The sequence below is a fragment of the Gordonia aurantiaca genome, from assembly GCF_039939235.1.
Lineage (GTDB): Bacteria > Actinomycetota > Actinomycetes > Mycobacteriales > Mycobacteriaceae > Gordonia.
This window is the reverse complement of the sequence record NZ_JBDUUF010000004.1, coordinates 295,721-318,594: the sequence shown is the minus strand read 5'-3', so window position 1 is coordinate 318,594 and position 22,874 is coordinate 295,721. Positions and strand designations below refer to the sequence as shown.

General features: G+C 68.4%; 26 protein-coding genes and 1 tRNA gene. 17 read left to right on the top strand and 10 right to left on the bottom strand.

Features of this window, described 5'->3' with window-relative positions:
* Window positions 1-141: 141 nt before the first annotated feature.
* A complete protein-coding gene (locus ABFT43_RS10940; RefSeq protein ID WP_347960375.1) occupies window positions 142-462 on the top strand; it encodes a putative quinol monooxygenase in 321 nt (106 codons plus the stop codon).
* A 17-nt stretch (window positions 463-479) separates the two neighbouring features.
* On the opposite strand, the gene ABFT43_RS10935 is transcribed toward ABFT43_RS10940, so the two are convergent.
* Window positions 480-716, bottom strand: coding sequence for a hypothetical protein (locus ABFT43_RS10935; RefSeq protein WP_347960374.1), 237 nt, complete (start codon window positions 714-716; stop codon window positions 480-482).
* A 136-nt stretch (window positions 717-852) separates the two neighbouring features.
* Between ABFT43_RS10935 and ABFT43_RS10930 the strand changes: the two genes are divergently transcribed.
* The gene (locus ABFT43_RS10930; protein WP_347960373.1) at window positions 853-1,674 is read left to right on the top strand and encodes an SDR family NAD(P)-dependent oxidoreductase; all 822 of its coding nucleotides are present in this window, start codon (window positions 853-855) and stop codon (window positions 1,672-1,674) included.
* Here the strand turns inward: ABFT43_RS10930 and ABFT43_RS10925 are convergent.
* Window positions 1,650-3,056 (bottom strand): MFS transporter, encoded by a 1,407-nt coding sequence (locus tag ABFT43_RS10925; protein ID WP_347960372.1) that lies wholly within the window; start codon window positions 3,054-3,056, stop codon window positions 1,650-1,652. The two genes, ABFT43_RS10930 and ABFT43_RS10925, sit on opposite strands and share 25 nt — an antisense overlap.
* Before the next feature lie 116 nt (window positions 3,057-3,172).
* On the opposite strand from ABFT43_RS10925, the gene ABFT43_RS10920 reads away from it, so the two are divergent.
* Complete coding sequence (locus ABFT43_RS10920) at window positions 3,173-3,733, top strand: TetR/AcrR family transcriptional regulator (RefSeq protein WP_347960371.1); 561 nt, start codon at window positions 3,173-3,175, stop codon at window positions 3,731-3,733.
* Between the two features lie 19 nt (window positions 3,734-3,752).
* Here the strand turns inward: ABFT43_RS10920 and ABFT43_RS10915 are convergent.
* A tRNA-Leu gene (locus ABFT43_RS10915) sits at window positions 3,753-3,826 on the bottom strand.
* A 293-nt stretch (window positions 3,827-4,119) separates the two neighbouring features.
* Here ABFT43_RS10915 and ABFT43_RS10910 point away from each other — a divergent pair.
* The 6 genes from ABFT43_RS10910 to ABFT43_RS10885 all read left to right on the top strand — a co-directional run bounded on the left by ABFT43_RS10910 (window position 4,120) and on the right by ABFT43_RS10885 (window position 10,238).
* Window positions 4,120-4,533 carry an oxygenase MpaB family protein gene (locus ABFT43_RS10910; RefSeq protein WP_347960370.1) on the top strand — a complete coding sequence of 138 codons (414 nt, stop codon included), beginning with the start codon at window positions 4,120-4,122 and terminating at the stop codon, window positions 4,531-4,533.
* A gap of 53 nt (window positions 4,534-4,586) precedes the next feature.
* Complete coding sequence (locus ABFT43_RS10905; RefSeq protein ID WP_347960369.1) at window positions 4,587-6,944, top strand: MMPL family transporter; 2,358 nt, start codon at window positions 4,587-4,589, stop codon at window positions 6,942-6,944.
* Window positions 6,901-7,641, top strand: a complete 741-nt coding sequence (locus tag ABFT43_RS10900) for a TetR/AcrR family transcriptional regulator (RefSeq protein WP_347960368.1) — start codon at window positions 6,901-6,903, stop codon at window positions 7,639-7,641. Before ABFT43_RS10905 ends, ABFT43_RS10900 begins: the two co-directional genes overlap by 44 nt.
* A 98-nt stretch (window positions 7,642-7,739) precedes the next feature.
* Entirely contained in the window at window positions 7,740-8,603 is an 864-nt protein-coding gene (locus ABFT43_RS10895) for a Bax inhibitor-1/YccA family protein (protein ID WP_347960367.1), read from the top strand.
* A gap of 114 nt (window positions 8,604-8,717) precedes the next feature.
* Window positions 8,718-9,539 carry a PaaI family thioesterase gene (locus ABFT43_RS10890; RefSeq protein WP_347960366.1) on the top strand — a complete coding sequence of 274 codons (822 nt, stop codon included), beginning with the start codon at window positions 8,718-8,720 and terminating at the stop codon, window positions 9,537-9,539.
* A 141-nt stretch (window positions 9,540-9,680) separates the two neighbouring features.
* Window positions 9,681-10,238, top strand: a complete 558-nt coding sequence (locus ABFT43_RS10885; protein ID WP_347960365.1) for a DUF6790 family protein — start codon at window positions 9,681-9,683, stop codon at window positions 10,236-10,238.
* Here ABFT43_RS10885 and ABFT43_RS10880 read toward each other — a convergent pair.
* Entirely contained in the window at window positions 10,231-11,454 is a 1,224-nt protein-coding gene (locus ABFT43_RS10880; protein ID WP_347960364.1) for an acetyl-CoA C-acetyltransferase, read from the bottom strand. The genes ABFT43_RS10885 and ABFT43_RS10880 overlap by 8 nt on opposite strands.
* Before the next feature lie 42 nt (window positions 11,455-11,496).
* Window positions 11,497-12,444 (bottom strand): SGNH/GDSL hydrolase family protein, encoded by a 948-nt coding sequence (locus ABFT43_RS10875; RefSeq protein ID WP_347960363.1) that lies wholly within the window; start codon window positions 12,442-12,444, stop codon window positions 11,497-11,499.
* 64 nt (window positions 12,445-12,508) lie between these two features.
* Here ABFT43_RS10875 and ABFT43_RS10870 point away from each other — a divergent pair, with 64 nt between their 5' ends.
* From ABFT43_RS10870 to ilvA, 3 genes are read left to right on the top strand one after another with little or no spacing between them, the layout of a single operon-like run.
* Complete coding sequence (locus ABFT43_RS10870; protein WP_347960362.1) at window positions 12,509-13,903, top strand: cystathionine beta-synthase; 1,395 nt, start codon at window positions 12,509-12,511, stop codon at window positions 13,901-13,903.
* A 13-nt stretch (window positions 13,904-13,916) separates the two neighbouring features.
* Window positions 13,917-15,089: a cystathionine gamma-synthase gene (locus tag ABFT43_RS10865; RefSeq protein WP_347960361.1), complete on the top strand. Its 1,173-nt coding sequence runs from the start codon at window positions 13,917-13,919 to the stop codon at window positions 15,087-15,089.
* Between the two features lie 59 nt (window positions 15,090-15,148).
* Window positions 15,149-16,357: a threonine ammonia-lyase gene (gene ilvA, locus ABFT43_RS10860; RefSeq protein ID WP_347960360.1), complete on the top strand. Its 1,209-nt coding sequence runs from the start codon at window positions 15,149-15,151 to the stop codon at window positions 16,355-16,357.
* A 9-nt stretch (window positions 16,358-16,366) separates the two neighbouring features.
* Here the strand turns inward: ilvA and ABFT43_RS10855 are convergent, their stop codons facing one another.
* Both ABFT43_RS10855 and ABFT43_RS10850 read right to left on the bottom strand, forming a co-directional pair.
* Window positions 16,367-16,885 carry an SRPBCC family protein gene (locus tag ABFT43_RS10855; protein ID WP_347960359.1) on the bottom strand — a complete coding sequence of 173 codons (519 nt, stop codon included), beginning with the start codon at window positions 16,883-16,885 and terminating at the stop codon, window positions 16,367-16,369.
* A 395-nt stretch (window positions 16,886-17,280) separates the two neighbouring features.
* Window positions 17,281-17,415 (bottom strand): hypothetical protein, encoded by a 135-nt coding sequence (locus ABFT43_RS10850; protein WP_347960358.1) that lies wholly within the window; start codon window positions 17,413-17,415, stop codon window positions 17,281-17,283.
* 241 nt (window positions 17,416-17,656) lie between these two features.
* Here ABFT43_RS10850 and ABFT43_RS10845 point away from each other — a divergent pair, with 241 nt between their 5' ends.
* Both ABFT43_RS10845 and ABFT43_RS10840 read left to right on the top strand, forming a co-directional pair.
* Window positions 17,657-18,094, top strand: a complete 438-nt coding sequence (locus ABFT43_RS10845) for an Ltp family lipoprotein (RefSeq protein ID WP_347960357.1) — start codon at window positions 17,657-17,659, stop codon at window positions 18,092-18,094.
* A 191-nt stretch (window positions 18,095-18,285) separates the two neighbouring features.
* Window positions 18,286-19,059, top strand: a complete 774-nt coding sequence (locus ABFT43_RS10840; protein WP_347960356.1) for a DUF4352 domain-containing protein — start codon at window positions 18,286-18,288, stop codon at window positions 19,057-19,059.
* 69 nt (window positions 19,060-19,128) lie between these two features.
* Here the strand turns inward: ABFT43_RS10840 and greA are convergent, their stop codons facing one another.
* From greA to ABFT43_RS10825, 3 genes are all read right to left on the bottom strand, one after another.
* On the bottom strand, window positions 19,129-19,620 hold the full coding sequence (greA, locus tag ABFT43_RS10835; RefSeq protein WP_347960355.1) for a transcription elongation factor GreA: 492 nt from the start codon (window positions 19,618-19,620) through the stop codon (window positions 19,129-19,131).
* A gap of 145 nt (window positions 19,621-19,765) precedes the next feature.
* Complete coding sequence (locus ABFT43_RS10830; protein ID WP_347960354.1) at window positions 19,766-20,527, bottom strand: queuosine precursor transporter; 762 nt, start codon at window positions 20,525-20,527, stop codon at window positions 19,766-19,768.
* On the bottom strand, window positions 20,524-20,985 hold the full coding sequence (locus ABFT43_RS10825) for a DUF4307 domain-containing protein (RefSeq protein ID WP_347960353.1): 462 nt from the start codon (window positions 20,983-20,985) through the stop codon (window positions 20,524-20,526). The genes ABFT43_RS10830 and ABFT43_RS10825 overlap by 4 nt, the downstream gene beginning before the upstream one ends.
* Window positions 20,986-21,033: 48 nt before the next feature.
* Between ABFT43_RS10825 and mca the strand changes: the two genes are divergently transcribed.
* From mca to ABFT43_RS10810, 3 genes are all read left to right on the top strand, one after another.
* The gene (gene mca / locus ABFT43_RS10820) at window positions 21,034-21,930 is read left to right on the top strand and encodes a mycothiol conjugate amidase Mca (RefSeq protein ID WP_347960352.1); all 897 of its coding nucleotides are present in this window, start codon (window positions 21,034-21,036) and stop codon (window positions 21,928-21,930) included.
* On the top strand, window positions 21,930-22,304 hold the full coding sequence (locus tag ABFT43_RS10815; protein ID WP_347960351.1) for a hypothetical protein: 375 nt from the start codon (window positions 21,930-21,932) through the stop codon (window positions 22,302-22,304). Before mca ends, ABFT43_RS10815 begins: the two co-directional genes overlap by 1 nt.
* Window positions 22,305-22,397: 93 nt before the next feature.
* On the top strand, window positions 22,398-22,850 hold the full coding sequence (locus ABFT43_RS10810; protein WP_347960350.1) for a TspO/MBR family protein: 453 nt from the start codon (window positions 22,398-22,400) through the stop codon (window positions 22,848-22,850).
* The last annotated feature ends 24 nt before the right edge of the window (window positions 22,851-22,874 follow it).

The following is a 22,874-nucleotide window of genomic DNA, read 5'->3' as shown; positions in this document are numbered from 1 at the left end:
ATTTCACACTCTATGCCCTCGGGCGATCCGGGACACCGAAAACGGATCGGTCGGACGGGGCCGTCGGAGGCGCCTTCTGGCACAGGCGTCCAGGTCGCGGGTCACGGCTCCGGGAGGGCGGCCGGGGACTAGGGTCGAGGCATGATCCTCATTGTCGTGAAGTGGCCGATCAAGCCCGAATACGGAGATGAATGGCCCGAGCTGTCGCGTGAGTTCACCGAGGCCACCCGGGCCGAACCGGGCAACAGGTGGTTCGAGTGGTCCCGGTCGATCGACGACCCGAACACCTACGTCCTGGTCGAGGCGTTCGACGACGACGCGGCCGAGGCGCACGTGACCTCGGCGCACTTCAAGCAGGCCCAGCAGGAACTGCCCAAGTACCTGCAGCGCACCCCGGACGTCATCAACACCACACTCGACGCGGACGGCTGGTTCGAGCTCGGGGAGTTCCCCGTCGAGTGACCTCCGGGCCGGGGCGATCAGCCCCCGTAGACCGCGGACAGGATCGCGACGACCACGCCGGCAATCGTCAGGATGCCGACCACCCAGGCCATGGTGATCGCCAGGCGGCGTCGCCGGAAACGGGCGGCGTTGATCGCGATGCCCAGGCACACGAGGATGGCGATCGCATACAGCGAGATGCCGAGGGTGAGAAGCGCGGCCGAGGAAGACGAACCCGCGGCCAGGGAATCTGCGGCGAGAACCCGGGTGGACATGTCCACGAGTACATCACCACTTCGATCTCCCGCCGGCACCGGCCACCGGTGATGCCCCCTGTCCTCCGAACCAAGCAGTTGCTAGGTTGATCCCGTCGAATCGGACACGGGTCCGAGGCACTGACGAGGAGGTCGAGTGGACGTCACGGGCAAGGTCTTCGTGGTGACCGGTGCGGCGAACGGAATCGGGCGCTGCGTCGCCGTGGACCTCGTGTCCCGGGGTGCGACGGTGGTCGGCGCGGATGTCAACGAGATCGGCCTGGCCGAGACCGGGCGTCTCGTCGCCGATCCCGAGCGGTTCCGGTCGTACGCGCTCGACATCTCCGACAAGGACGCGGTGGAGGGGTTCCCCGACCTCGTCCTCGCCGACGTCGGCCGGGTCGACGGCCTGTTCAACATCGCCGGCATCCCGCAGGACACGCAACCGATCGCGGAGGTGACCGACGACCGTATCGAGTTGCTGACCCGGGTGAACTACTTCGGTACGGTGTGGCTCACCCGCGCGTTCCTCCCGCACCTCGAGAAGCGTCCCGACGGAGGCGTCGTGCTGATCACCTCGAGCCTGTCGGGGCTGGCGCCGTTCCCGGGAGCGGCCTTCTACGGAGCCAGCAAGGCCGCGGTTGCGTTCTTCGGATACGGCCTCGCCCAGGACCTGCGCGGCAAGAAGTCGAAGGTGACCGTCACGACCGTCCTCCCCGGCACGATCTGGACCGACCTCGTGCGGCAGACGTCCAAGTCGCTCGGAACCCCGGAGGCGCTTGCGAAGAACTTCGCGATGGCGCCGGAGAAAGCCGCGAGCAAGATCATCGACGCGGCCCTGTCCGGTCGGGTGCGCGCGGTGATCGGCAAGGACGCGCACGTGTTCAACGGCGCGCGCCGGCTCAGTTCGCGGTTGAGCGAGCGGATGGCGTACGCCCAGGTGGGTCGCTTCGTCTATCGCGCGCGCCGCGGCAGGTAGGCGGCGGCGAGCACCACGAGCGCCGCCACCGCGAACATCGCGGCGACGAGAATCGTCGTGCCGGTCGCGGTTCCCGACGGGTCGTTGCGCTGCAACGGTCCGAAGACGGTCATCAGGGTGGCCAGGCCGAGCGCCCCGCCGATCTGCAGCAGCGCCTGAAGTAGACCCGACGCCGCGCCGGCGTCGGCGGCGGGCGAGTTGTCGACGACGAGCATGTTGACCGGGACCACTGCCAGGCCGATGCCTGCACCCATGATCATCGACGGCGCGAGAATCGATGCGGCATAGGTGGATTCGGGACCAATCGCGGACAGCCAGAGCAGGCCGGCGACGACCATCAGCAGGCCGGTCATGAGCACCGGTACGGCGCCGAACCGTGCTGCGAGCCGTGGGGTGCCGACGATGGTCAATGCGATGTTCAGGGTCATGAACGGCAGGAAGGCGAAGCCCGAGGCGATCACGCTGTAGCCCATGATGTCCTGCATGTGCAGTGTCATCAGGGTGAACATGCCCATCATGGCGCCCGGCAGCAGGAGCATCACGACGAACGGCGCGGACCTCTGGAGTGAATTCACCAGGCGGGGAGGCAACAACGGGTGCCTGGTGCGTCGTTCGAGGACGGTGAAGGCGGCGAGGGTGACGACGCCGACGCCCAGCGACACGAGAGCGCCCGGATCGGTCCACGCGATCTCCGAGGCGCGGATGAACCCGAAGACGATCGCGCTGACGCCGACTGCCGACAGGATCGTGTCGGCTACTCCGAGATGTCCTGGCTGCCTGGGTGTCTCGTCCACGGTGAAGGGCGCGGCGATCAGTATGACGAGGCCGATGGGCACGTTGACCAGCATCACCCAGTGCCACGACAGCTGTTCGGTGAGGACGCCGCCGAGCAACAGGCCGAGTGCTCCGCCCGACGCGGCGCCGATGGAGAACCAGCTGAGCGCGCGGGCGCGGTCGGGGCCCGGTGGGAAGTTCGCGACGATCAGGCCGAGCGCGGTGGGCGCGGCGAGTGCGGCACCCATTCCCTGGAGCACGCGGGCAACGAGCAGTACGGCCGCCGAACCCGCGAGACCGCCCAGCAGCGACGCCCCGGTGAACAGTGCGATGCCGATCAGGAGGGCGCGTCGCCGGCCGTAGAGGTCGCCGAGGCGTCCGCCGAGCAACAGCAGACCGCCGACGGCGAGGACGTAGGCGTTCATCACCCACGCCTGGGACACCTCGCCGAAGCCGAGGTCGTCGCGGATACGGGGTAGCGCGACGGTGACGATCGTGCCGTCGAGGATGACCATCAACTGACCGAGGACCACGACGGCCAGTCCGGCCCACGCCCGGCGGGCGGTGGCCGGCCCGTCGTCGACGGCCTCCGAAGAAGTCTGCGTCATGGATGCCTCCCGTCCAGTAACCTCGAAGAGGAGAACCCCTCCATTCGGAGGATGTCTCCGCTTTAGATTGAAGCGGAGATTTCCTCCGGTTACAAGTGTTGTGGTCAGGAGGTGTCATGACCAGCTCATCCGCGCCGGCGAAACCGATGCGCGCCGACGCGCGCCGCAACTACGAGAAGGTGGTCGCCACCGCGTCGAAGGCGTTCCGGGAATCCGGTATCGACACGCCGCTCGACGACATCGCGAGGCGCGCGGGCGTGGGTCCGGGCACCCTCTACCGGCATTTCCCGACCCGCGAGGCGCTCATCGCCGCCGCGATGCGCCAGGACACCGCCGAGCTCGTCGATTCGGCGCGGGCGGTCGACCACACCGACCCGACGCGGCGGCTGGTGGACTGGATCGAGAAGCTCGCGCGACATGTGGGGGCATACCAGGGGCTGCCCGAGGTTCTGACCTCCGCGGGGCGCGAACCGGACGGCCCGCTGTATACCGCGTGTGCCGAGCTCCGGCAGGCCACCGCCGAAATCCTCGCCGCGGCAAAGGAATCCGGTGACGTTCGGGAAGACCTCACGGGCGAGGAGGTGTCGACGCTGGCGAACATGGTCGCGATGGGGAGCGGGTGCGTGCAGGCGCGTCGGCTGCTGGAGTTGGTGGTGGAGGGGATTCGAGCGAGGTAGCGCGCCGCCGGTCTGTCGGTGCCCCCAGTCGGACTCGAACCGACACTGTGCCGATTTTAAGTCGGCTGCCTCTGCCAATTGGGCTATGGGGGCGGGGCCGCTGCTCGATCGGAGGCCGTCGGCCGTCCCCGGTGAGCATAGTCAGGTCCCTTGACCGGGTCAGGCGACCGGGTGATCATCGAGGACATGGACGCGGCAACGGTGACCGGTGCGCGCAACCGGGACGCCGTGCGGGAGCGGCACCCCGACCTCGCCGCGCGGCTGGAACCGGGTCTGCCCCAGGGCGATCCGCCCGCCGTCGTCGGACGTCTCGAGCAGTTCGGCGAGGGTCGCGGACGAGAGCCCGGGTTCACGGGTGTCGACGATGACCTCCTGCCGACTTCGGGATGCGCTACCGCCGTGCCGAGAGCGAGGCGATCGCGCACCTGTGGCGGTGGCGAGGCCGGGTCGTCGGCGTCGACGACGACCTGCTGCCCGCCGATCACGCGCAGGCAGTCGAATTCTTCCGGGTCGCAGCCGAATTCGAACCCGAATCCGACGCCGCGTCGCACGTTCCGGTGGACGCGCTCCTGCGTGATGGCCGTCGTTCCCGGCGTCGTGCGAGATGCCGCGCCGCTACCGGTGCCGCCGTCATTGTCTCCGCCCTCGACGCCCTGGCCGGTCCGATCCTGCGGCGTCGTTCCCTGCGATCTCCACCCGTGGGTGCAACGCCCGGTCGCGTGGCAACTGCTCGCATCCCCCGCGGGATCGGCATGTGTCCCGAACCCGTTCACGCAGGGAAACGGCCGTTGACCACGTAACATACTACTGATAACTTAACGCCGTAAAGTCGACCGGGCGAGGGGGACGCATCATGGTTCGATTGACACGGCTGATCATCTCGATGCCGCGACGAGTCCTTCTCGGAGCGCTCATCCTCCTGGTGGTGTGCGGCGCATACGGTGCCGGGGCCGCGGAGAAACTCCTCGCCGGCGGCTACAGCGATCCGAACTCGGCGTCGGCGAAGGCCGACGAGGTGCTCGACGAGGCGTTCAATCGGGGTGGTCTGCAGGTCGTGCTGAAACTCGACGGCCCCGCCGGTGTCGACATCACCACCGACCCGACGTCGAAAGCGGTGGCGGACAACATCATCCGGGAGCTGAGCGCCGACGACCACGTTCAAGACCAGATCCTGTCGGTGTGGACGCAACCCGCGCTCGACTCGGCGCTCGTCAGCCGCGACCGCACGTCGGCGCTCGTCATCGTCTCGCTCGAGGGCGGCGAGGATCTCGCCCCGGCCCGCGCCGCGCAACTCGAGGAGGAGTTCACCGGCGAACGCGACGGCATCGACATCCGCGTCGGCGGTCAGTCACTGGTCTATTCGCAGGTCAACGAGCAGACCTCGGCGGATCTGCTGATGGCCGAGGCGATCGCCATCCCGATCACGTTCATCGTCCTGATCTTCATCTTCGGTGGCCTGCTCGCCGCGGCGATCCCGGTGGGCATCGGAATCGTGTCGATCATCCTGACCTTCGCGCTGCTGCGGATCATCGGCTCGGTCACCGACGTCTCGGTGTTCGCGCTCAACCTGACCACCGCGATGGGCCTGGCGCTCGCGATCGACTACACGCTGCTGCTGCTGACCCGCTACCGCGAGGAGGTCGACCGGGGCCTGGCCCGGCCCGATGCCATCGTCCGAACGCTCGCGACCGCCGGCCGCACCGTCGCCTTCTCCGCGGTGACCGTCGCGCTCTCGTTGAGCGCGCTGGCGCTGTTTCCGCAGTACTTCCTGCGGTCGTTCGCCTTCGCGGGACTCGGCGTCGTCGCCCTGGCGGCGCTCGCCGCGCTCATCATCACACCGGCCGTGCTGATGGTGCTCGGCGCGCGCATCGACTCCCTCGACGCACGGAAACCGTTGCGTCGTCTCCTCCGTCTGCCGCCGACCCGGATCAAGGATCCGGAGGAGACCTGGTGGTACCGCCTCGTGCAGGGGGTGATGCGCCACGCATTCCTCGTCGCGGCCGCGGTCATCGTGTTCCTGCTCGTCCTCGGTGCGCCGTTCCTGTCACTGAAGATGGGCTTCCCCGACGACCGGGTGCTGCCGGACACGGCGAGCGCACGGCAGATCCAGGAGGAGATCCGCGCCGGCTTCGACGACGACCTGTCGTCGGCGGTCACCGTCGTCGTGCGCGGAGAGGTGGGCACCGAGGAGCTCGCCGCCTACACCAGGGGGCTGTCGGAGATCGACGACGTCAATTCGGCGGGCTCGTCGGCGGGCACGTTCGTGAACGGTCGGCTCGTCGCCCCGGGCAGCCCAGACGACACCCGCGGCGACATCCACGTCCTCAACGTCTCCACCGACCGGGAGGCGATGAGCGAGTCGGCCTCCGCGCAACTCGACGAGATGCGCGCGGTGCCCGGACCGGACGGGGCAGAGGTGCTGTTCACCGGCCTGACCGCGGCCACCGATGACACCGTCGCCTCGATCTACTCGCACCTGCCGTGGGTGCTCGGCCTGATCGCGGTCGCGACGTTCATCCTGCTGTTCCTGTTCACCGGCAGCGTCGTGCTCCCGCTGAAGGCGCTGGTGCTCAACGTCCTGTCGCTGTCGGCGACCTTCGGCGCGATGGTGTGGATCTTCCAGGAGGGTCACCTCGGCGGCCTGGGCACGACCGCGACCGGCACGCTGAACGCGACCATGCCGGTGCTGCTGTTCTGCGTCGCCTTCGGCCTGTCGATGGACTACGAGGTGTTCCTCCTCGGCCGTGTCCGCGAAGAATGGCTGCACTCGGGCCGCACCCGCGCGGACAACGACCACGCGGTCGCCCTCGGCCTCGCCCGCACCGGCCGGGTCATCACCGCGGCGGCATTGCTCATGAGCATCGTGTTCGCGGCGATCGCCGCCTCGCAGGTGTCGTTCATGCGTATGTTCGGGGTGGGACTGACGCTCGCGGTGCTCATGGACGCGACCCTGGTCCGGATGTTCCTGGTCCCCGCGTTCATGCGCATCGCCGGGCGCGCCAACTGGTGGGCTCCGGCGCCCCTGCGGAGACTCCACGACCGCTTCGGCCTCTCCGAGGAGGTGCCGGACGACCCGGGCGGTGGAGGTCCGCGGACAGGTGTGCAAGCACCGTCGCGGCCAGGCAGCAGCCCGGGTATCCAGGACAGCCCAGACATCCAGGAGGACAGTGAGGACACACAGACGGGCGAGGTCCCCGCGCGGCGCCGGTGAGATCCTCGCCGAGGAGATCATCGAGGCCGCCGGCGAACTGCTCGTCGAACACGGCGACGACACCGCGGTCTCGATCCGCGCCGTCGCCACGCGCGTCGGGGTGACCCCACCGTCGATCTACCTGCACTTCGCCGACAAGGACGCCCTGCTCGACGCCGTGTGCGCCCGCTACTTCGAGCGCCTCGACGACCAGCTCGCCGCCGCCACCGCGGGCATCGACGACCCGCTCGAACGGGCGCTGCGGCTCGGGCTCGCGTATGTGCGGTTCGCGCTCGCCACACCTGTGCTCTATCGGGTCGCCTTCCGCAACCGGCCCGACGGGCGGCCGCCGTCCAGGGTCGACGAGGTGCTGGTCGCCAGCGCCTACACCCGGTTCGCCGGCACGATCGCCGAGCTCGCCGAGCAGGGGCTGTTCCGGCCCGACGAGGTGGACGACGTGGTCCTCGAACTGTGGGCCGCGGCCCACGGCGTCGCATCGCTGATGCTGTCCAAGAGCGGCCTGAACTGGGGTGACGACCTCGAGCGCGCGGAGGCCGTGCTGAAGGCGGTGTGCCTCGGCCGGGCCGTGATGACGCGACGGCCCGAGTGCGCCGACCCCCATGCGGCCCGGGAGTGGGCGACGACGCTGGGCGACTCCATCTCCACACCCGACACTTCCGCGAGCAGGGAGAACGACAACTCGGTCAAGGGCCGGTAAAGTCGGATTCGACACGGCCGTTTCATGGATTCTCAGGAACTCACCAGATCGGCCACACGTTGAGTCGGTGTAGATCCGAACTTATTAAGGAGCGCTTCGTGCGAGAGAGCAGCAATCCGGTGATGCGCGGCGTGGTCCGCGACAATCAGCCCGGATACGCGGGATTCGGGGCCGGCATGGCCGGCGCCGGCGCCGCGATGAACCAGTTCGGTCAGCCTGCTGACCAGTACACACGCCCGGCACCCCCGACCACCCGTCAGCTGACCATCGACGACGTGGTCACCAAGACCGCGATCACCCTCGGCGTCCTGACGGTCGTGGCCATCGGCGCGTACTTCGCGATCGCCGGCCGGGCCACCGAGTCGGCACAGGCCGCGATGGCGATGCCGCTGATGCTGGTCGGCGCCATCGGTGGTCTGGTCCTCGTCCTCATCGCGTCGTTCGGACGCAAGCAGGACAACCCGGCGATCGTCCTGGCCTACGCAGCGCTCGAGGGTCTGTTCGTCGGCTCGATCTCGTTCGTCTTCGGCAACTGGGCCGTCGCCGGCGACGTCTCGGCGGGAGCTCTGATCGGACAGGCGGTGCTGGGCACCTTCGGTGTCTTCTTCGGCATGCTGTTCGTGTACAAGATCGGCGCGATCCGCGTCACGCCGCGATTCACCCGCATGCTGTTCGCCGGCATGATCGGCGTGCTCGTCCTCATGGTCGGCAACCTCCTCCTGGGGCTCTTCGGAGTCTCCACACCGCTACGCGACGGCGGTCCGATCGCGATCATCTTCTCGCTGGTCTGCATCGCGCTCGCCGCGTTCAGCTTCCTGCTGGACTTCGACGCCGCGGATCGCCTGATCCGCGCCGGCGCCCCCGACCGTGCGGCCTGGGGCATCGCGCTCGGCCTGACCGTCACCCTGGTCTGGCTGTACGTCGAGATCCTGCGCCTGCTGAGCTACTTCAATCAGGACTAGCACCCGGTTCAGCAACCAGAAACCGACACCGCCGGCGCGGTCGCCCCTTCCCGGGCGATCGCGTCGGCGTGTTCGCAGAGTGAGGATTCCGCAGAACGGAGGAGACACACGTCGGTGAGTCCCCAGCGCCTGTCACAGGCCCTCGACTGGATCTCCGGCTATGTCGGGATCACGGCGTCGCGCATCAGCGACACCGACGTGCGCGTGACCGCTCCGGTCGACGACCGCCTCGTCACCGACGACGGAGACCTCCACCCGGCCGCGCTGTTCCTCCTGCTCGACATGGCCGCCGGTCTGTCGGTCGGATATGCGTCGCTGCCCCGATGGGTGCTGACCACCGACATCAGCGTCGACTTCCTGCCGGCCGCCGCACCCGCCGAACTGTGTGCGAGCGGGCGTGCCATTCACCTCGGCGGGCGGACCGGTCTCGCCGAGGTGACCGTCGACGACGGTCACGGCACCCCCCTGGCGATCGCCACGGCGAACCACGCACTCGTCCCAATCCCGCTCGACGAGAAACTGCCCTGGGTCGACATGGCGGTCGGGGAGTCGCGGTCACCCGACGTGCCGGACCAGGCGGAGTGTGCGGCCGCCGAGCTCTATCGGCCCGCCCCGCTGACCGACGACGCACTGGTCGGACCGGGGATGGTTGCGGGGCTGTCGCTTCCCATGACCGACCACACGGTGAACCCGTGGGGTGTCATGCACGGAGCGGTCCTGAGCCACCTGGCGACCGCGGCGGCCGGCGACGCGGGCATGACCGACATCGCGTCGATGACGATCCGATTCCTGCGCACACTCGAGACCGGGCCCGCACACGCGATCGTCGAACAGTTCGTCACCAACGGACCGGCCGCCCACTCCCGCATCAGGATCGTCGACTCCGCGAGCGGTTTCACCGCGTGCGTCGCGCAGGTGCGCGGCCGCACGAAGTAAGGCGTCGACCTCCCATTCCGCCGATTGCTGCGATGTCGAATACAGCGATGCCGATCGCAGAAATGCTGCGAAAGTGTGAACTTGTGACACATGGGCACCCTTATCCCCGAGCGGACCGGGAAACGGTGTCATCGTGCTGAGATGGTGTTCTTCCTGACTCAGTTCGCGCTGATGATCGTCGGCGCCATCGTGCACATCCTGGTGGACCGTTCGGCGCGTCGCCGCACCACCGGCCGCGTGGCAGAACTCGTCCTGCTCTGGGTCCTCGTTCCGGCCGGCGTGTTCGGCATCCTCGGGGGCATCGGCCATGTCGGGCCCGACGCGGCAGAGATCGCGAAGGAGATCGGACCGGACTTCGTCCCGGGCATGTTCCAGTGGGAGCTAGGCTGGAACGACATCGCGGTCGGCATCCTCTGCGTACTGACCTTCCTGGTCCGCAACCGGGGCGGCTGGCTCGACGCGGCGGTGTGGGCCCTCGCGGTCAGCTACGGCGGCGACCTCGCGGGCCACATCTCGCAGTACTACATCCACGACAACCACGCGACCAACAACGCGTGGGCGATCCCCGTCGAGATCTACATCGTCGGCGTGGCCGTCATCGCGTGGGCGGTCTTCCGAAAGACAACCCCTCGCGGCATTGCGATCCAGGGACCGAATGCCGCGAGGGGCGTCGAAGAGGCGGAGGTGAGCGTCAGCTGAGGCGCTCGAGGATCATCGCCATGCCCTGACCGCCGCCGACGCACATCGACTCGATGCCGAACGTCTTGTCGTGGGTGCGGAGGTTGTTGAGCAGGGTCGTGGTGATGCGCGCGCCCGTCATGCCGAACGGGTGGCCCAGCGCGATGGCGCCGCCGGACACGTTCAGCTTGTCGTGGTCGATGCCGAGTTCGTTCGCCGAGCCGAGCACCTGAACGGCGAACGCCTCGTTGATCTCGACGAGATCGATGTCCGACAACGACATCCCGGCGACGCGCAGCACCTTGCGGATCGCCTCGATCGGGCCGAGGCCCATGATCTCCGGCGACAGGCCGGTGGCCGCGGTCGCGACCACGCGCGCCAGCGGCGTCAGTCCCAGTTCCTTGGCCTTGGTGTCGCTCATGACGACGAGGGCCGCGGCGCCGTCGTTGAGCGGGCAGGCGTTGCCGGCGGTGATGGTGCCGTCGGGACGGAACACCGGCTTCAGCTGCGAGACCTTCTCGTAGGTGGTGCCGGGACGCGGACCGTCGTCGGTGGTGACCTGGGTGCCGTCGGGCAGTGTGACCGGGTCGATCTCCCGCTCGAAGAAGCCGGACTTGATCGCCTCCTCGGCACGGTTCTGGCTCAGCACGCCCCAGCGGTCCTGGTCCTCGCGGGAGATCCCGGTGAGGGTGGCGACGTTCTCGGCGGTCTGGCCCATCGCGATGTAGATGTCGGGGAGCCGGCCGTCCTGGCGGGGATCGTGCCAGACACCGGCGCCACCCTGTGCGGCCTTCTCGGTACGTGCCTGCGCGTCGTCGAAGATGGGGTTCTTGGAGTTGGGTGCACCGTCGGCGCCGCCGGAGATCCCGAAGCTGGACACGCTCTCCACGCCGCCGGAGATGATGACGTCGGCCTCGCCGGCCTTGATCGCGTGCATCGCCATGCGGGTGGTCTGCAGCGACGACGAGCAATACCTGTTCACCGTCACGCCGGGGATGTGGTCGTAGCCGAGTTCGACGGCGATGACGCGGGCGATGTTGTAGGCACCCTGACCGCCGGGTTGTCCGATGCCCCAGTGGATGTCCTCGATGTCGGCGGGGTCGAGCTCGGGGACCTTCGCGAGGGCGGCGGCGACCATCTGGCGCGACAACTCGTCCGGGCGGACGTCCTTGAGCGAGCCCTTGCCGGCGCGGCCGATGGGGGAGCGGGCGGTGGAGACGATAACTGCTTCAGCCATGAGGACACGCTACTCCATGGGCCAGCGCGGACGAGACGCCGGTCACGCCGGGCGCAGGATGTGGCGCAGGCCCGTGACCGCCTTCGACTCCTCCACGGCGGGAGACTGTTCCGGCGGCTGCGGGAGCGGCGCGGAACCCCATTCACCGATCGCGTCGAGGACCGGCGGGAGCAGGATGTCGGCGGCGAGCGCGTACCCCGCCGCGGACGGGTGGTACCGGTCCGGCGAGAGCATGTACTCGCGTTTCGCGCGGAACTCCGCGGCCAGCAGGTCGGCGAGGGGAACCGGGTGCCCGCCCGCGGCCCGCACGGCCGATCGCTGTGCCGCGGCGAGGCGAAGACCCCAGTGCCGCAACACGGTCCGCAGGGGCTGGGGGATCGCGGTGATGACCCCGAAGTCCGGGCAGGTGCCCACGACGACCTTCGCGCCCCCGCCGACGAGCAACCGCACCGCGTCGCCGAGCCGACGGGCCGAGGAACGGATGCCGTTGCGGGAGGTCACGTCGTTGGCGCCGATGAGGACGATCGCGACGTCGGGTCGCTCACGGGCGATGAACATGGCGTCGATCTGGGCGGGGAGCCCCTTGGAGGTCGCGCCCACGATCGCCTTGTTGGCGTAGCGCACCGTCTTGCCCGTCGCGGCGGCCACCCGACGGGCCACCTGTACGCCGGGTGTCTCGTCGGCGGTGTCGACGCCGAGGCCCGCGGCCGTCGAGTCGCCGAACACCGCGAGGAACAGGTCCACGGGGGTGTCCCGGGTGTAGCGGGTCACCGAGCCGTCGGGGTGGTAGACGCCGTCGCCGTCGGGAGCATTGTCGGTGCGATGGGGGATGACCGTCCGCGCGGTCGCGGCCTGCGAGTTCAGGTAGTTCCAGACCGCCCACCCGGCGCCGGCACCCGCCGCCGTGGCCGCTGCGGTGGCGCCCACGTCGCGGCCGATCCGCGCCCAGAGTCGACCGTCGGTCAGCGCGCTGCGACTGGAACCGGACACGGCCGCCAGTCTAGAGGGAACGGCCGGGTGTCGGTCGTCGGTACGACTCTGGGACCATGGAGACATGCGCATCGCCAATCACGTCGTCGACCTGGTGGGCAACACCCCGCTGGTCAAGCTGAACTCCGTGACCAAGCCCGGATCGGGCCTCGTCGCGGCCAAGGTGGAATACCTCAACCCCGGTGGCAGCAGCAAGGACCGGATCGCGCTTCGCATGGTCGAGGCCGCCGAGAAGTCCGGCGAGCTGAAGCCCGGCGGCACGATCGTCGAGCCGACCTCGGGCAACACCGGCGTCGGTCTCGCACTGGTCGCCCAGCAGCGCGGGTACAAGTGTGTGTTCGTCTGCCCGGACAAGGTCGGCGAGGACAAGCGCAACGTGCTGCGCGCCTACGGCGCCGAGGTCGTCGTGTGCCCGACCGCGGTGCCCCCGGAGCACCCGGACAGCTACTACAGCGTCTCCGACCGCCTGACCCGGGAGATCCCGGGCGCGTGGAAGCCGAACCAGTACTCCAACCCGGCCGGCCCGCAGAGCCACTACGAGACCACCGGTCCCGAGATCTGGCGGGACACCGAGGGCAAGGTGACGCACTTCGTCGCCGGTGTCGGCACCGGCGGCACCATCACCGGCACGGGCCGTTACCTCAAGGAGGTCTCCAACGGTGCGGTGAAGGTCGTGGGCGTCGACCCGGAAGGTTCGGTCTACTCCGGCGGCACCGGCCGTCCGTACCTCGTCGAGGGCGTGGGTGAGGACTTCTGGCCGGACGCCTACGACCCGAGCGTGCCCGACGAGATCATCGCCGTCTCCGACGCCGACTCCTTCGACATGACCCGTCGTCTCGCCCGCGAGGAGGGCCTGCTCGTCGGTGGCTCGTGCGGCATGGCCGTGGTCGCGGCCCTGCAGGTCGCCGAGCGCGAGGGCCCCGATGCCGTCGTCGTCGTGCTGCTGCCCGACGGTGGCCGCGGCTACATGTCGAAGATCTTCAACGACAAGTGGATGAGCAGCTACGGCTTCCTGCGCACGCCGCTCGACGGCAACGCCAAGGAGCCGCTCGTCGGAGACGTGCTGCGCGGCAAGACCGGCGCCCTGCCCGATCTGGTCCACACCCATCCGCAGGAGACGCTGCGCGACGCCATCGAGATCATGCGCGAGTACGGCGTCTCGCAGATGCCCGTCGTCGGCGCCGAACCGCCGGTCATGGCCGGCGAGGTCGCCGGTGCCGTCACCGAGCGCGACCTGCTCAGCGCGGTCTTCGAGGGCCGCGCCAGCCTCGCCGACCCGGTGTCGGCGCACATGGGGGAGCCGTTCCCGCTCATCGGCTCCGGTGAGCCGATCAGCGCCGCCACCAAGGCGCTCGGCGACTGCGACGCCCTCATGGTCGTCGAGGACGGCAAGCCCATCGGCGTCATCACGCGCCACGACCTGCTCGCGTACGTGTCGAGCCACCCGATCGTCGGATAGGAGCATCCCCACCGTGAGTGAACGACGCAGCGCCGCGGATTCGGTTCGCTGGCAGGGCTTTTCCACCCGCGCCATCCATGCCGGTTACGACCCGGATCCGCAGACCGGCGCGGTGAACGTGCCGATCTACGCGAGCTCGACCTTCGCCCAGGACGGCGTCGGCGGCCTGCGTGACGGGTTCGAGTACGCCCGCACCGGCAACCCGACCCGCCGCGCGCTCGAGGCCAACATCGCGGCACTCGAGCACGGCGCCTACGGACGCGCGTTCGCGTCCGGCATGGCCGCGACCGACTGCCTGCTGCGCGCCACGTTGCGTCCCGGCGATCACCTGGTGATCCCGAACGACGCGTACGGCGGCACCTTCCGGCTCATCGACAAGGTGTTCACCCAGTGGGGCATCACCTACTCGGTGGCGCCGGTGACCGACGTCGACGCGGTGCGCGCAGCGATCCGCCCGGAGACCAAGCTGGTCTGGATCGAGACCCCGACCAACCCGCTGCTCAACGTCGGCGACATCGAGGCGATCTCCGCGGTGGCGCACGAGGCCGGCGCAAAGCTGGTGGTGGACAACACGTTTGCCTCGCCGTACCTGCAGCGGCCGCTCACCCTCGGAGCCGACGTGGTGCTGCATTCGACGACCAAGTACCTCGGCGGTCACTCCGATGTCGTCGGCGGTGCGCTGGTCACCGACAGCGAGGAGCTCGACGAGAAGTTCGCGTTCCTGCAGAACGGTGCGGGCGCGGTGCCGGGGCCGTTCGACGGCTACCTGACCATGCGCGGCATCAAGACCCTCGCCGTGCGCATGGATCGTCACTGCGACAACGCCGAGAAGGTCGTGGAGTTCCTCGACGGGCACGACAAGATCGAGAAGGTTCTCTACCCGGGTCTGGAGGACCACCCCGGCCACGCGACCGCGGCCAAGCAGATGCGGCGCTTCGGCGGAATGGTGTCGGTACTGGTCAAGGGCGGTATCGAGGAGGCCAAGGCGTTCTGCGGTCGGACCGAGGTGTTCACGCTCGCCGAGTCGCTGGGCGGCATCGAGTCGCTCATCGAGCACCCTGGTGCGATGACGCACGCGTCGACCGCGGGCTCGCTGCTGGAGGTCCCGGCGAACCTGGTTCGCCTGTCGGTCGGTATCGAGGACATCGACGACATCCTGGGCGACCTGGAGAACGCACTGCGCTGAACCGCGCGGTGAATCGAATGTCGGCGGCGTGACGCCCGGCCCCGTGGATACTGGGCGTCATGATGCTGACCGGTGCCGACATCGACAAGGCGACCGCCGAGCTCGTCGGGGTGATCCGGCGGACGCCGACGATCGCGTCGCGGGTGCTGTCCGAGCGGAGCGGCGCCGAGGTCTGGCTCAAGTGCGAGAACCTACAGCGCACGGGGTCGTTCAAGCCACGCGGTGCGTACCTGCGGATCTCGCGGCTGTCGGGGTCGGAGCGTGCGCGCGGCGTCGTCGCGGCCAGCGCCGGAAACCACGCGCAGGGTGTGGCATGGTCGGCGACCGAGCTGGGCATCGCATCCCGCGTCTACATGCCCGTCGGCGCGTCGCTGCCGAAGATCGCGGCGACGAAAGCCTATGGCGCCGAGGTGATCCTGGCCGGTGAGACCGTCGACGAAGCCCTCGTCGAGGCGCAGCGGTTCGCGGATCGGACCGGTGCGGTGCTGATCCATCCCTTCGACCATCCCGATGTCGTGGCGGGGCAGTCGACGGTCGGCGTCGAGATCGTCGACCAGTTGCCGGACGTCTCGACCGTCGTCGTGCCGCTCGGTGGCGGCGGCCTGCTCGCCGGGGTCGCGGCCGCGATGCGGGCCAAGCGACCCGAGGTCGAGGTGATCGGGGTGCAGGCGGCGCAGGCCGCGGCCTGGCCGGCATCACTTGCCGCGCGCCACCCGGTTCCGGCGACGTCGATGAACACCGTGGCCGACGGCATCGCCGTCGCCCGGCCCGGGGACGTTCCGTTCGAGCACGTCGCGAAGTACGTGGACCGGGTCGTCACCGTCAGCGAAGAGGAGATCAGCACGGGCCTGTTGCTGATGCTGGAGCGGGCGAAGATGGTCGTCGAGCCGGCGGGTGCGGCCGGGGTCGCGGCGACGATGGGTGGGCTGCTCGAGGTGTCGGGCAGGGTGTGTGTCGTGTTGTCCGGCGGCAACATCGACCCGCTGCTGCTGCGTCACGTCACGACCCACGGTCTCACCGCCGCGGGAAGATTCCTGACGTTCACCGCAACGGTCTCCGACCGGCCGGGCGGGCTGCTCGCGTTGCTGGAACTGCTGCGGGACCAGGGTGCGAGCGTCATCGACATCGTGCACTCGCGCGTCGCCGACGACCTGTATCTCGGCGAGGTTCAGGTGACCGTCAGCGTCGAGACGCGTTCGCCGGACCATCAGCTGGAAGTGCGGCGCGCACTGTCGGACGCGGGATTCCTACGCCCGGATTCGCGCTGAGGCGGGCACCTAGGTCGCCGACGGCAGATGCGCGAAATACTTCAGGGTGTCCGTCTCGATGGTCTTGTACACCGTAGATGACGCGGGGCCCGAGAACGCCGTGACCGCCCTGGACGTGGTCGGCAGTTCGAGTGCGAACGTCCAGCGCAGTCGGCAGCCGACTTCCTCCGGATCGATCTGCGTGGCCTCGCCGAACCGTCTGATCCCGGGAACATTCGCGCTCTTCACCCGGAATGCGTTGTGGTACTTGCCCGATTCCGGATCCTCCGTCCAATGGAAGAAATCCTCCTCGAGCGTGACGTAACCCGGGCCGAGCACGGCCCGGCGGGTCGCCCCGGCGCCGTAGGGCGGCGGGGAGGTGAACGTGATCGACTTGATTGCCCGACACCAGTCGAGCGTCCCCTGACGGGTGAACTCGGCCCAGGCGCGCTGCGGCGTGACCGGAAGCCGGACGTCGATCACGTGGCGCACGGGCGCTGCGTCGAAGAAGTCGAGCTCGAAGGTCTCCAGTGCGTGGGAACGTGGCATGTGCCCATTGAAACACCGGCACGGCCGTCCCATGGGTGGTTCGGCCGAGGCGACGGGAGGGTTCCGCGGACTGCTTCCCCACCCGGGGTGCACTGGTCGAGAACCGCTCGTGAGATCGACCCTCCAGGGCGCAGCCGGCGACACATCGGTACGCGCGTGTCCGTCGAGGGGTTCTTCAGGGGTGGTTTCGGTCAGCGGTTTGTCGGCGACGCTGGCGCAGAACGACCGGAGGCCTGTACCCAGCGCGCTGTGCCGGCGGCCATGGGCATCATGTGGTGTTCTGGTCCCGCGGTGGTGAGACCTGGTCGGACAGCAACCGATTCTGTTGTGTGGGTCGTGTGATCGGGTGTCGCGCCGGGGTGAGTTGGCGATCAAAGCCCTTGGCGGACAGCGATTCACATTTCATACGTCGCACGTTCGGAAATCCGGATGAGTCCGGCGGCGAGGGCGCCGGGCGGGTGATGGCCGACGAGCGGGTTGCTGCCGATGGCACGGTGCCGGGGGTGGGCGCCCGGCTCGGCCTCGGTCATACGACCGAGGTGACCACGCGATGTGGGGCTGGAAGAACGCCAGGCGATAGCGGCGACGCCGGCCGCCGCAGCGGTCCGCGGAACGCTGCGGCGACGGCCGCAGGACTTCCGGTCCTGTCGGGCTGTGCACAATCGTCTGATCGGATGACACTGTGCGGCAACGTTTTTGTCGGACCCTCGTGACATTTTGCTCTCAGACGCGGCTCTACTTCCCGGAGCCGCTCGCAGGGAAGGAAGTACGATGAGCGACCCCCAGAAGAAGAAAGTGTCATGGGCGGCAGGCGCCCTGGCAGTGCTCGCGATGATGATCGGCATCGGAAGCCTTGCGCTCGCAAACACGACGTCGCAGCAGACCGTCGCTGCGCCGGCGCCGGCGATCACGCTGGTGTCCGAGGTGTCCGACGCCGTCGAGATGGCGCGGGACTACCTGGAGATCTCGGGCTTCTCGAAGTCCGGCCTGATCTCGCAGCTGGAGTACGAGGGCTTTTCGACCTCCGACGCAACCGCGGCGGTGCACCAGCTGGAAGCAAACGGGGAGGTCAACTGGTATGAACAGGCCGCCCGGTCGGCGCGTTCCTACCGTGAGATCTCCCCGTTTTCCCGGAAGGGTCTGATCGAGCAGCTGGAGTACGAGGGATTCACCTACCAGCAGGCCGTCTACGGCGCCGACCACAGCTGAGTTCGCCCCCATCGAACTCCGACGGCGTTACCCGTTTGTCCCGGAAATGGTCGGTCGCGTCTCGGATCCGAGCCGGATTGGCCCGTTCGAAGGACATGTAGGAGCGGCGAAAGCCGTTGTGCAGAATGCAATTACGAGTGCCCGAACGATCGGGTCCGCGCATGATGATGTGCACGAACAAAGGAAGATGGATGACCGACCCCCAGAACCCCCAGCCCGGGCAGCCGAACCCGGGACAGGTGCCGCAGGCCGGCCAGGCCCCGTACGCGGGACAACCCTATGGCCAGCCGTACGGTCAGCAGCCCTACGGTCAGCAGCCCCAGTACGGGACCCCCGGCGCGTACGGTGTGCCGCCGGCCCAGCCGCCGGCCGCCCCGCCGAAGAAGAAAAAGAAGTGGCCGTGGATCCTCGGAATCCTCGTGGTGCTGATCGTGATCATCGCCGTCGCCACGAGTGGTGGCGGTGACGATTCCGACAACAGCGCGTCGTCGAACAACTCGAGCTCCGCAGACCAGGCCGGCTCGGGCGGTGACGAGAAGGGCGACGACAAGGGCGACGAGAAGGCTCCGGGGCTGAACACGCCGGTGCGCGACGGCAAGTTCGAGTTCGTCGTCACCAATGTCGAGTCGGGGCTGACCTCCGTCGGCGACAACCCGTTCCTCACCGAGGAGGCCCAGGGGCAGTTCGTGGTCGTCACCATGACGGTCATGAACACCAGCAAGGAGCCGAAGGACTTCTCGCCCACCAATCAGAAGCTCTACGACACCGACGGTCGCAGCTTCGAGCCCGACACCACCGCTCAGATCGCACTGGGCGGCAGCGACATCCCGGTGTGGGACAACATCAACCCGGGCAACACGGTCGAGGTCAAGGTCATCTACGACATGCCCGCCGACGCGAAGCCGGCCAGCATCGAGCTGCACGATTCGATGTTCTCCGGCGGTGTGAAGGTCAACCTGTCCTGATCTTCGCCACCAACGAAGAAGACCCACGACCCGTCCGGGCCGTGGGTCTTTTTCGTCGGTCGCTGTGGATCAGCCGTGGTAGGGCTCCGCGCTGACGAGGGTCACCTTGACGGTGGCGCCGCTCGGCACGGTGTACTCACGGGTTTCGCCGACCTTGGCGTCGATCAGCGCGGCACCCAGGGGTGAGCTGGGGGAGTAGGTCTCGATCTCGCCTGCGGCGCCCTCCTCGCGGGTGGCGATCAGGAAGGTCTCCTTGTCGTTCTCGTCACCGTCGTAGTAGACGGTCACGACGGAACCCGGGAGAGCGACGCCGGACTGGGTCGGCGCCTCGCCGACCTTGGCGTTGTTCAGCAGCTCCTGCAGCTGGCGGATGCGAGCCTCCTGCTGACCCTGCTCCTCACGCGCGGCGTGGTAACCGCCGTTCTCCTTGAGGTCGCCCTCTTCGCGTCGTTCATTGATCTCGGCGGCAATGACCGGACGATTGGCGATCAATGAGTCGAGCTCGGCCTTCAGGCGGTCGTGCGACTCTTGGGTCAACCAGGTCACCTGGGTGTCGGTCATCGGTCACTCCTTCGTGTTGTCCGCGCCGCGCAGCGGCCTTGTTGCACTGCACGGCATATGGACTGCTATAAATGCAGCAACACGACCCCTCGCGGAGCCGTGTATGCATCGATGGTACCAGCCGATGAGACGCCTGGCACATCCTTTACCCCGCGGTGGCCGATGCGAGAGCGTCCTGATATGTGGGCTCGGCTCGTTTGAGCCACGCCACGACGAGATATGTGACCGGCATGATCACGATCTCCACCAATGTCTTCCAGATGAAGCCGACCACCGTGTAGTTGACGAAGTCTCCCCAGGTGGAGATGCCGAGCGCGGACGCGGCGATCGAACAGAAGACCATCGTGTCGGCCAGCTCGCCGACGACCGTCGAGCCGAGCAGCCGCGCCCACAGATGCCGTTCGCCGGCGCGTTCCTTCATTTTCACCAGCACGAACGAATTGAGGAACTCGCCCACGACGTATCCGGCGAGTCCGGCGAGCAGGAACTGCGGGACCACGCCGGCGACCGTCTCGAAGGCCTCCTGGCCGTCGTAGAACTCGGCGGCGGGTAGGTGGATGGTGAGCCAGAAACACAGCGACGCCAGGATCAGCACGGCGAAGCCGGCGAGGATCGTGCGGCGCATCGCCTTGAACCCGTACACCTCGCTGATGACGTCGCCGAGGACGTAGGCGAGAGGGAAGAGGAAGAACGCGCCGTCGGTGACCAGGCCGTCGAGGTGAATCGGTCCGAGGTCGACGGTGAGCCAGTCGCCGAAGAGGACTACGCCCTTGGTGCCCGTGACGTTGCTGATCAACATCACACCGACGAACAGCGCCACGAGCAGCGGGAAGAAGCGACTGCCGATCGAGGCGAACGCGGCCCGGGGAGTGGGAGTTGCGTGGTCTTCGGTCGGCGACGCGGTCACGACTGCTCGGGCTGGAGGTAGGGCGGGACGTCGATGGTGCAGCCGAAGACCTCGCCGATCACCGGTGGCTTGGAGGTCTTGACCTCGGTGCGCACGCCGATGCGTCCGTTCTCGGCGGCCGGGATCAGGATCTCCCGACGGCCCGTCTCGGACCCGTCCTTGGAGCGGCCGCGCACCACGCACGCTGCGGGTTTGCCCGGATCGTCGCGGTCGACGGTGAACAGGACCGCGACCGTCCGGTCGTCGAGGATCTCGTAGCCGGTGGCCTCGCCGGACACATCGGAGGTGCCGAACTTGCTGAAACCGATCACCGCCAGGACAACGCCGGCGACGACGACGAGAATGGTGAGTCCGACGGCCCAGCGACGCCGGGTCAGCGCAGAGCCCGATTGCTCGGGGTAGTGGGCACGCGGGCCGCTGCGTGGGCGCTCCGCGGCGCCCCCGTCCGAACTGTTCACTTGTCAATACCTACCATGGGACCAGTAGCGATCCGAAGGTGAGGAACTGTGACCGAAACCCATGCCGACGACCCGCAGCCGGGTGTGTTCCGTCTGATGGCGGTCCACGCGCATCCCGACGATGAGTCGAGCAAGGGGGCGGCCACAACCGCCAAGTACGCCGCGGAGGGCCACGAGGTCCTCGTCGTCACCCTGACCGGCGGTGAGCGCGGCGACATCCTCAACCCGGCGATGGACCTGCCCGGCATCAAGGAGCGGATCCACGAGGTCCGTCGGGAGGAGATGGCGAAGGCGGCCGAGGCGCTCGGTGTCCGGCATCGGTGGCTCGGCTTCGTCGACTCGGGCCTGCCCGAGGGCGACCCGCGCCCGCCGCTGCCGGAGGGCTCCTTCGCCACGGTGCCACTTCAGGAGGCCGCCGAGGCCCTGATCAAGGTGGTCCGCGAGTTCCGTCCGCACGTGATGATCACGTACGACGAGCACGGCGGTTACCCGCATCCGGACCATATCCGCTGCCATGAGGTGTCGGTCGAGGCCTTCGACAAGGCCGGCGACCCCGATGCGTACCCGGGCACCGGCGAACCGTGGACCCCGCTGAAGCTGTACTACACGCATGGATTCATCCGGGACCGCATGGTGCTGTTCTCCGACGAGTTCGAGCGCCACGGCCAGGAGAGCCCGTTCAAGGAGTGGCTCGAGAAGTGGGACCCCAGCCGCAACGACCTCATGGGCCGGGTGACCACCCAGATCGAGTGCGCCGAGTACTTCCCGCAGCGTGACGACGCGCTGCGGGCGCATGCGACACAGATCGACCCGAACGGCATGTTCTTCGCCGTGCCGCTGGAATGGCAGCAGCGGCTGTGGCCGACGGAGGAGTTCGAGCTCGCCAAGACGCGGGTGAAGACCGCCATCCCGGAAACCGATCTGTTCTCCGGAATCGAGGCGTGATGAACACCGTCGACATCGTCAACTCCGTGATGGTCCTGGCCGAGGAGCCGCAGGGACCCGAATTCGGCAAGTCGTCCCCGCTCGGTCTGCTGGTGATCCTGGTGCTGCTGGTCGGCACCGGGTTCTTGATCTGGTCGATGAGCCGCCAGCTGAAGAAACTCCCGGAGTCGTTCGACACCGAGCACCCCGAGGCCGACCAGGCCTTCGACGAGGGCACCGATTCGGTGGCGGCGGAGCCGACGGCAGATGATGCGAGCACTGCCACCACGAGCACTGCCACCACGAGCGCAGCCACTCCCGACCGCGACGCGAACGGCACCGCGAACGGCGGCGGAGCGAACGGCGCAGGCGAGCGCCGCTCCGCGGACACCTGACGGTCGGTCGACGCGGCGTTCGCCGGTCGTGACGCGCTGCGGGCGGCCTCGGCGGTTCGGTTGACCGCGACCGCGAGTGGGTAATGCCGGCGCATGCGCATCTCCACTCTGGCCGGGACCTCGCTCGCCGCCGCCACCGCCGGGGCGATCGGCGGTATCGTCACGCAACCGGCGGTCAAGACCTGGTACCCGCAGCTTCGCAAACCCGGATTCGTGCCGCCCGCATGGGTGTTCCCGGTCGCCTGGACGGCGCTGTATGCCGACCTCGCCGTCACCTCAGCGGCCACCGTCGATGAACTGGACGGCGAAGACCGCACCGCGTACATCGCCGCACTCGGCGCCAATCTGGCCCTCAACGGTGCCTGGAGCTGGATCTATTTCGGCAAGGGCGCTCTGGGCGCCGCCTCGGTTGCCGCTGCCACACTCACCGTGAGCAGCGCCGACCTCGCCCGGCGCACCACGACCGTCAGCCCGGCGGCGGGGATCGCCCTCGCCGCGTATCCGGCGTGGTGCGCGTTCGCGACGGTGCTGTCGACCTCGACGTAGTGGCTCAACCGCGGCCGTCGGGTG

Coding starts and splice junctions, on each gene's coding strand:
- ABFT43_RS10940 (WP_347960375.1), top strand. CDS start 142: ATGATCCTCATTGTCGTGAAGTGGCCGATCAAGCCCGAATACGGAGAT.
- ABFT43_RS10935 (WP_347960374.1), bottom strand. CDS start 716: ATGTCCACCCGGGTTCTCGCCGCAGATTCCCTGGCCGCGGGTTCGTCT.
- ABFT43_RS10925 (WP_347960372.1), bottom strand. CDS start 3,056: ATGACGCAGACTTCTTCGGAGGCCGTCGACGACGGGCCGGCCACCGCC.
- ABFT43_RS10920 (WP_347960371.1), top strand. CDS start 3,173: ATGACCAGCTCATCCGCGCCGGCGAAACCGATGCGCGCCGACGCGCGC.
- ABFT43_RS10910 (WP_347960370.1), top strand. CDS start 4,120: ATGCGCTACCGCCGTGCCGAGAGCGAGGCGATCGCGCACCTGTGGCGG.
- ABFT43_RS10905 (WP_347960369.1), top strand. CDS start 4,587: ATGGTTCGATTGACACGGCTGATCATCTCGATGCCGCGACGAGTCCTT.
- ABFT43_RS10885 (WP_347960365.1), top strand. CDS start 9,681: ATGGTGTTCTTCCTGACTCAGTTCGCGCTGATGATCGTCGGCGCCATC.
- ABFT43_RS10880 (WP_347960364.1), bottom strand. CDS start 11,454: ATGGCTGAAGCAGTTATCGTCTCCACCGCCCGCTCCCCCATCGGCCGC.
- ABFT43_RS10870 (WP_347960362.1), top strand. CDS start 12,509: ATGCGCATCGCCAATCACGTCGTCGACCTGGTGGGCAACACCCCGCTG.
- ilvA (WP_347960360.1), top strand. CDS start 15,149: ATGATGCTGACCGGTGCCGACATCGACAAGGCGACCGCCGAGCTCGTC.
- ABFT43_RS10855 (WP_347960359.1), bottom strand. CDS start 16,885: ATGCCACGTTCCCACGCACTGGAGACCTTCGAGCTCGACTTCTTCGAC.
- ABFT43_RS10850 (WP_347960358.1), bottom strand. CDS start 17,415: ATGACCGAGGCCGAGCCGGGCGCCCACCCCCGGCACCGTGCCATCGGC.
- ABFT43_RS10845 (WP_347960357.1), top strand. CDS start 17,657: ATGAGCGACCCCCAGAAGAAGAAAGTGTCATGGGCGGCAGGCGCCCTG.
- ABFT43_RS10840 (WP_347960356.1), top strand. CDS start 18,286: ATGACCGACCCCCAGAACCCCCAGCCCGGGCAGCCGAACCCGGGACAG.
- greA (WP_347960355.1), bottom strand. CDS start 19,620: ATGACCGACACCCAGGTGACCTGGTTGACCCAAGAGTCGCACGACCGC.
- ABFT43_RS10815 (WP_347960351.1), top strand. CDS start 21,930: ATGAACACCGTCGACATCGTCAACTCCGTGATGGTCCTGGCCGAGGAG.
- ABFT43_RS10810 (WP_347960350.1), top strand. CDS start 22,398: ATGCGCATCTCCACTCTGGCCGGGACCTCGCTCGCCGCCGCCACCGCC.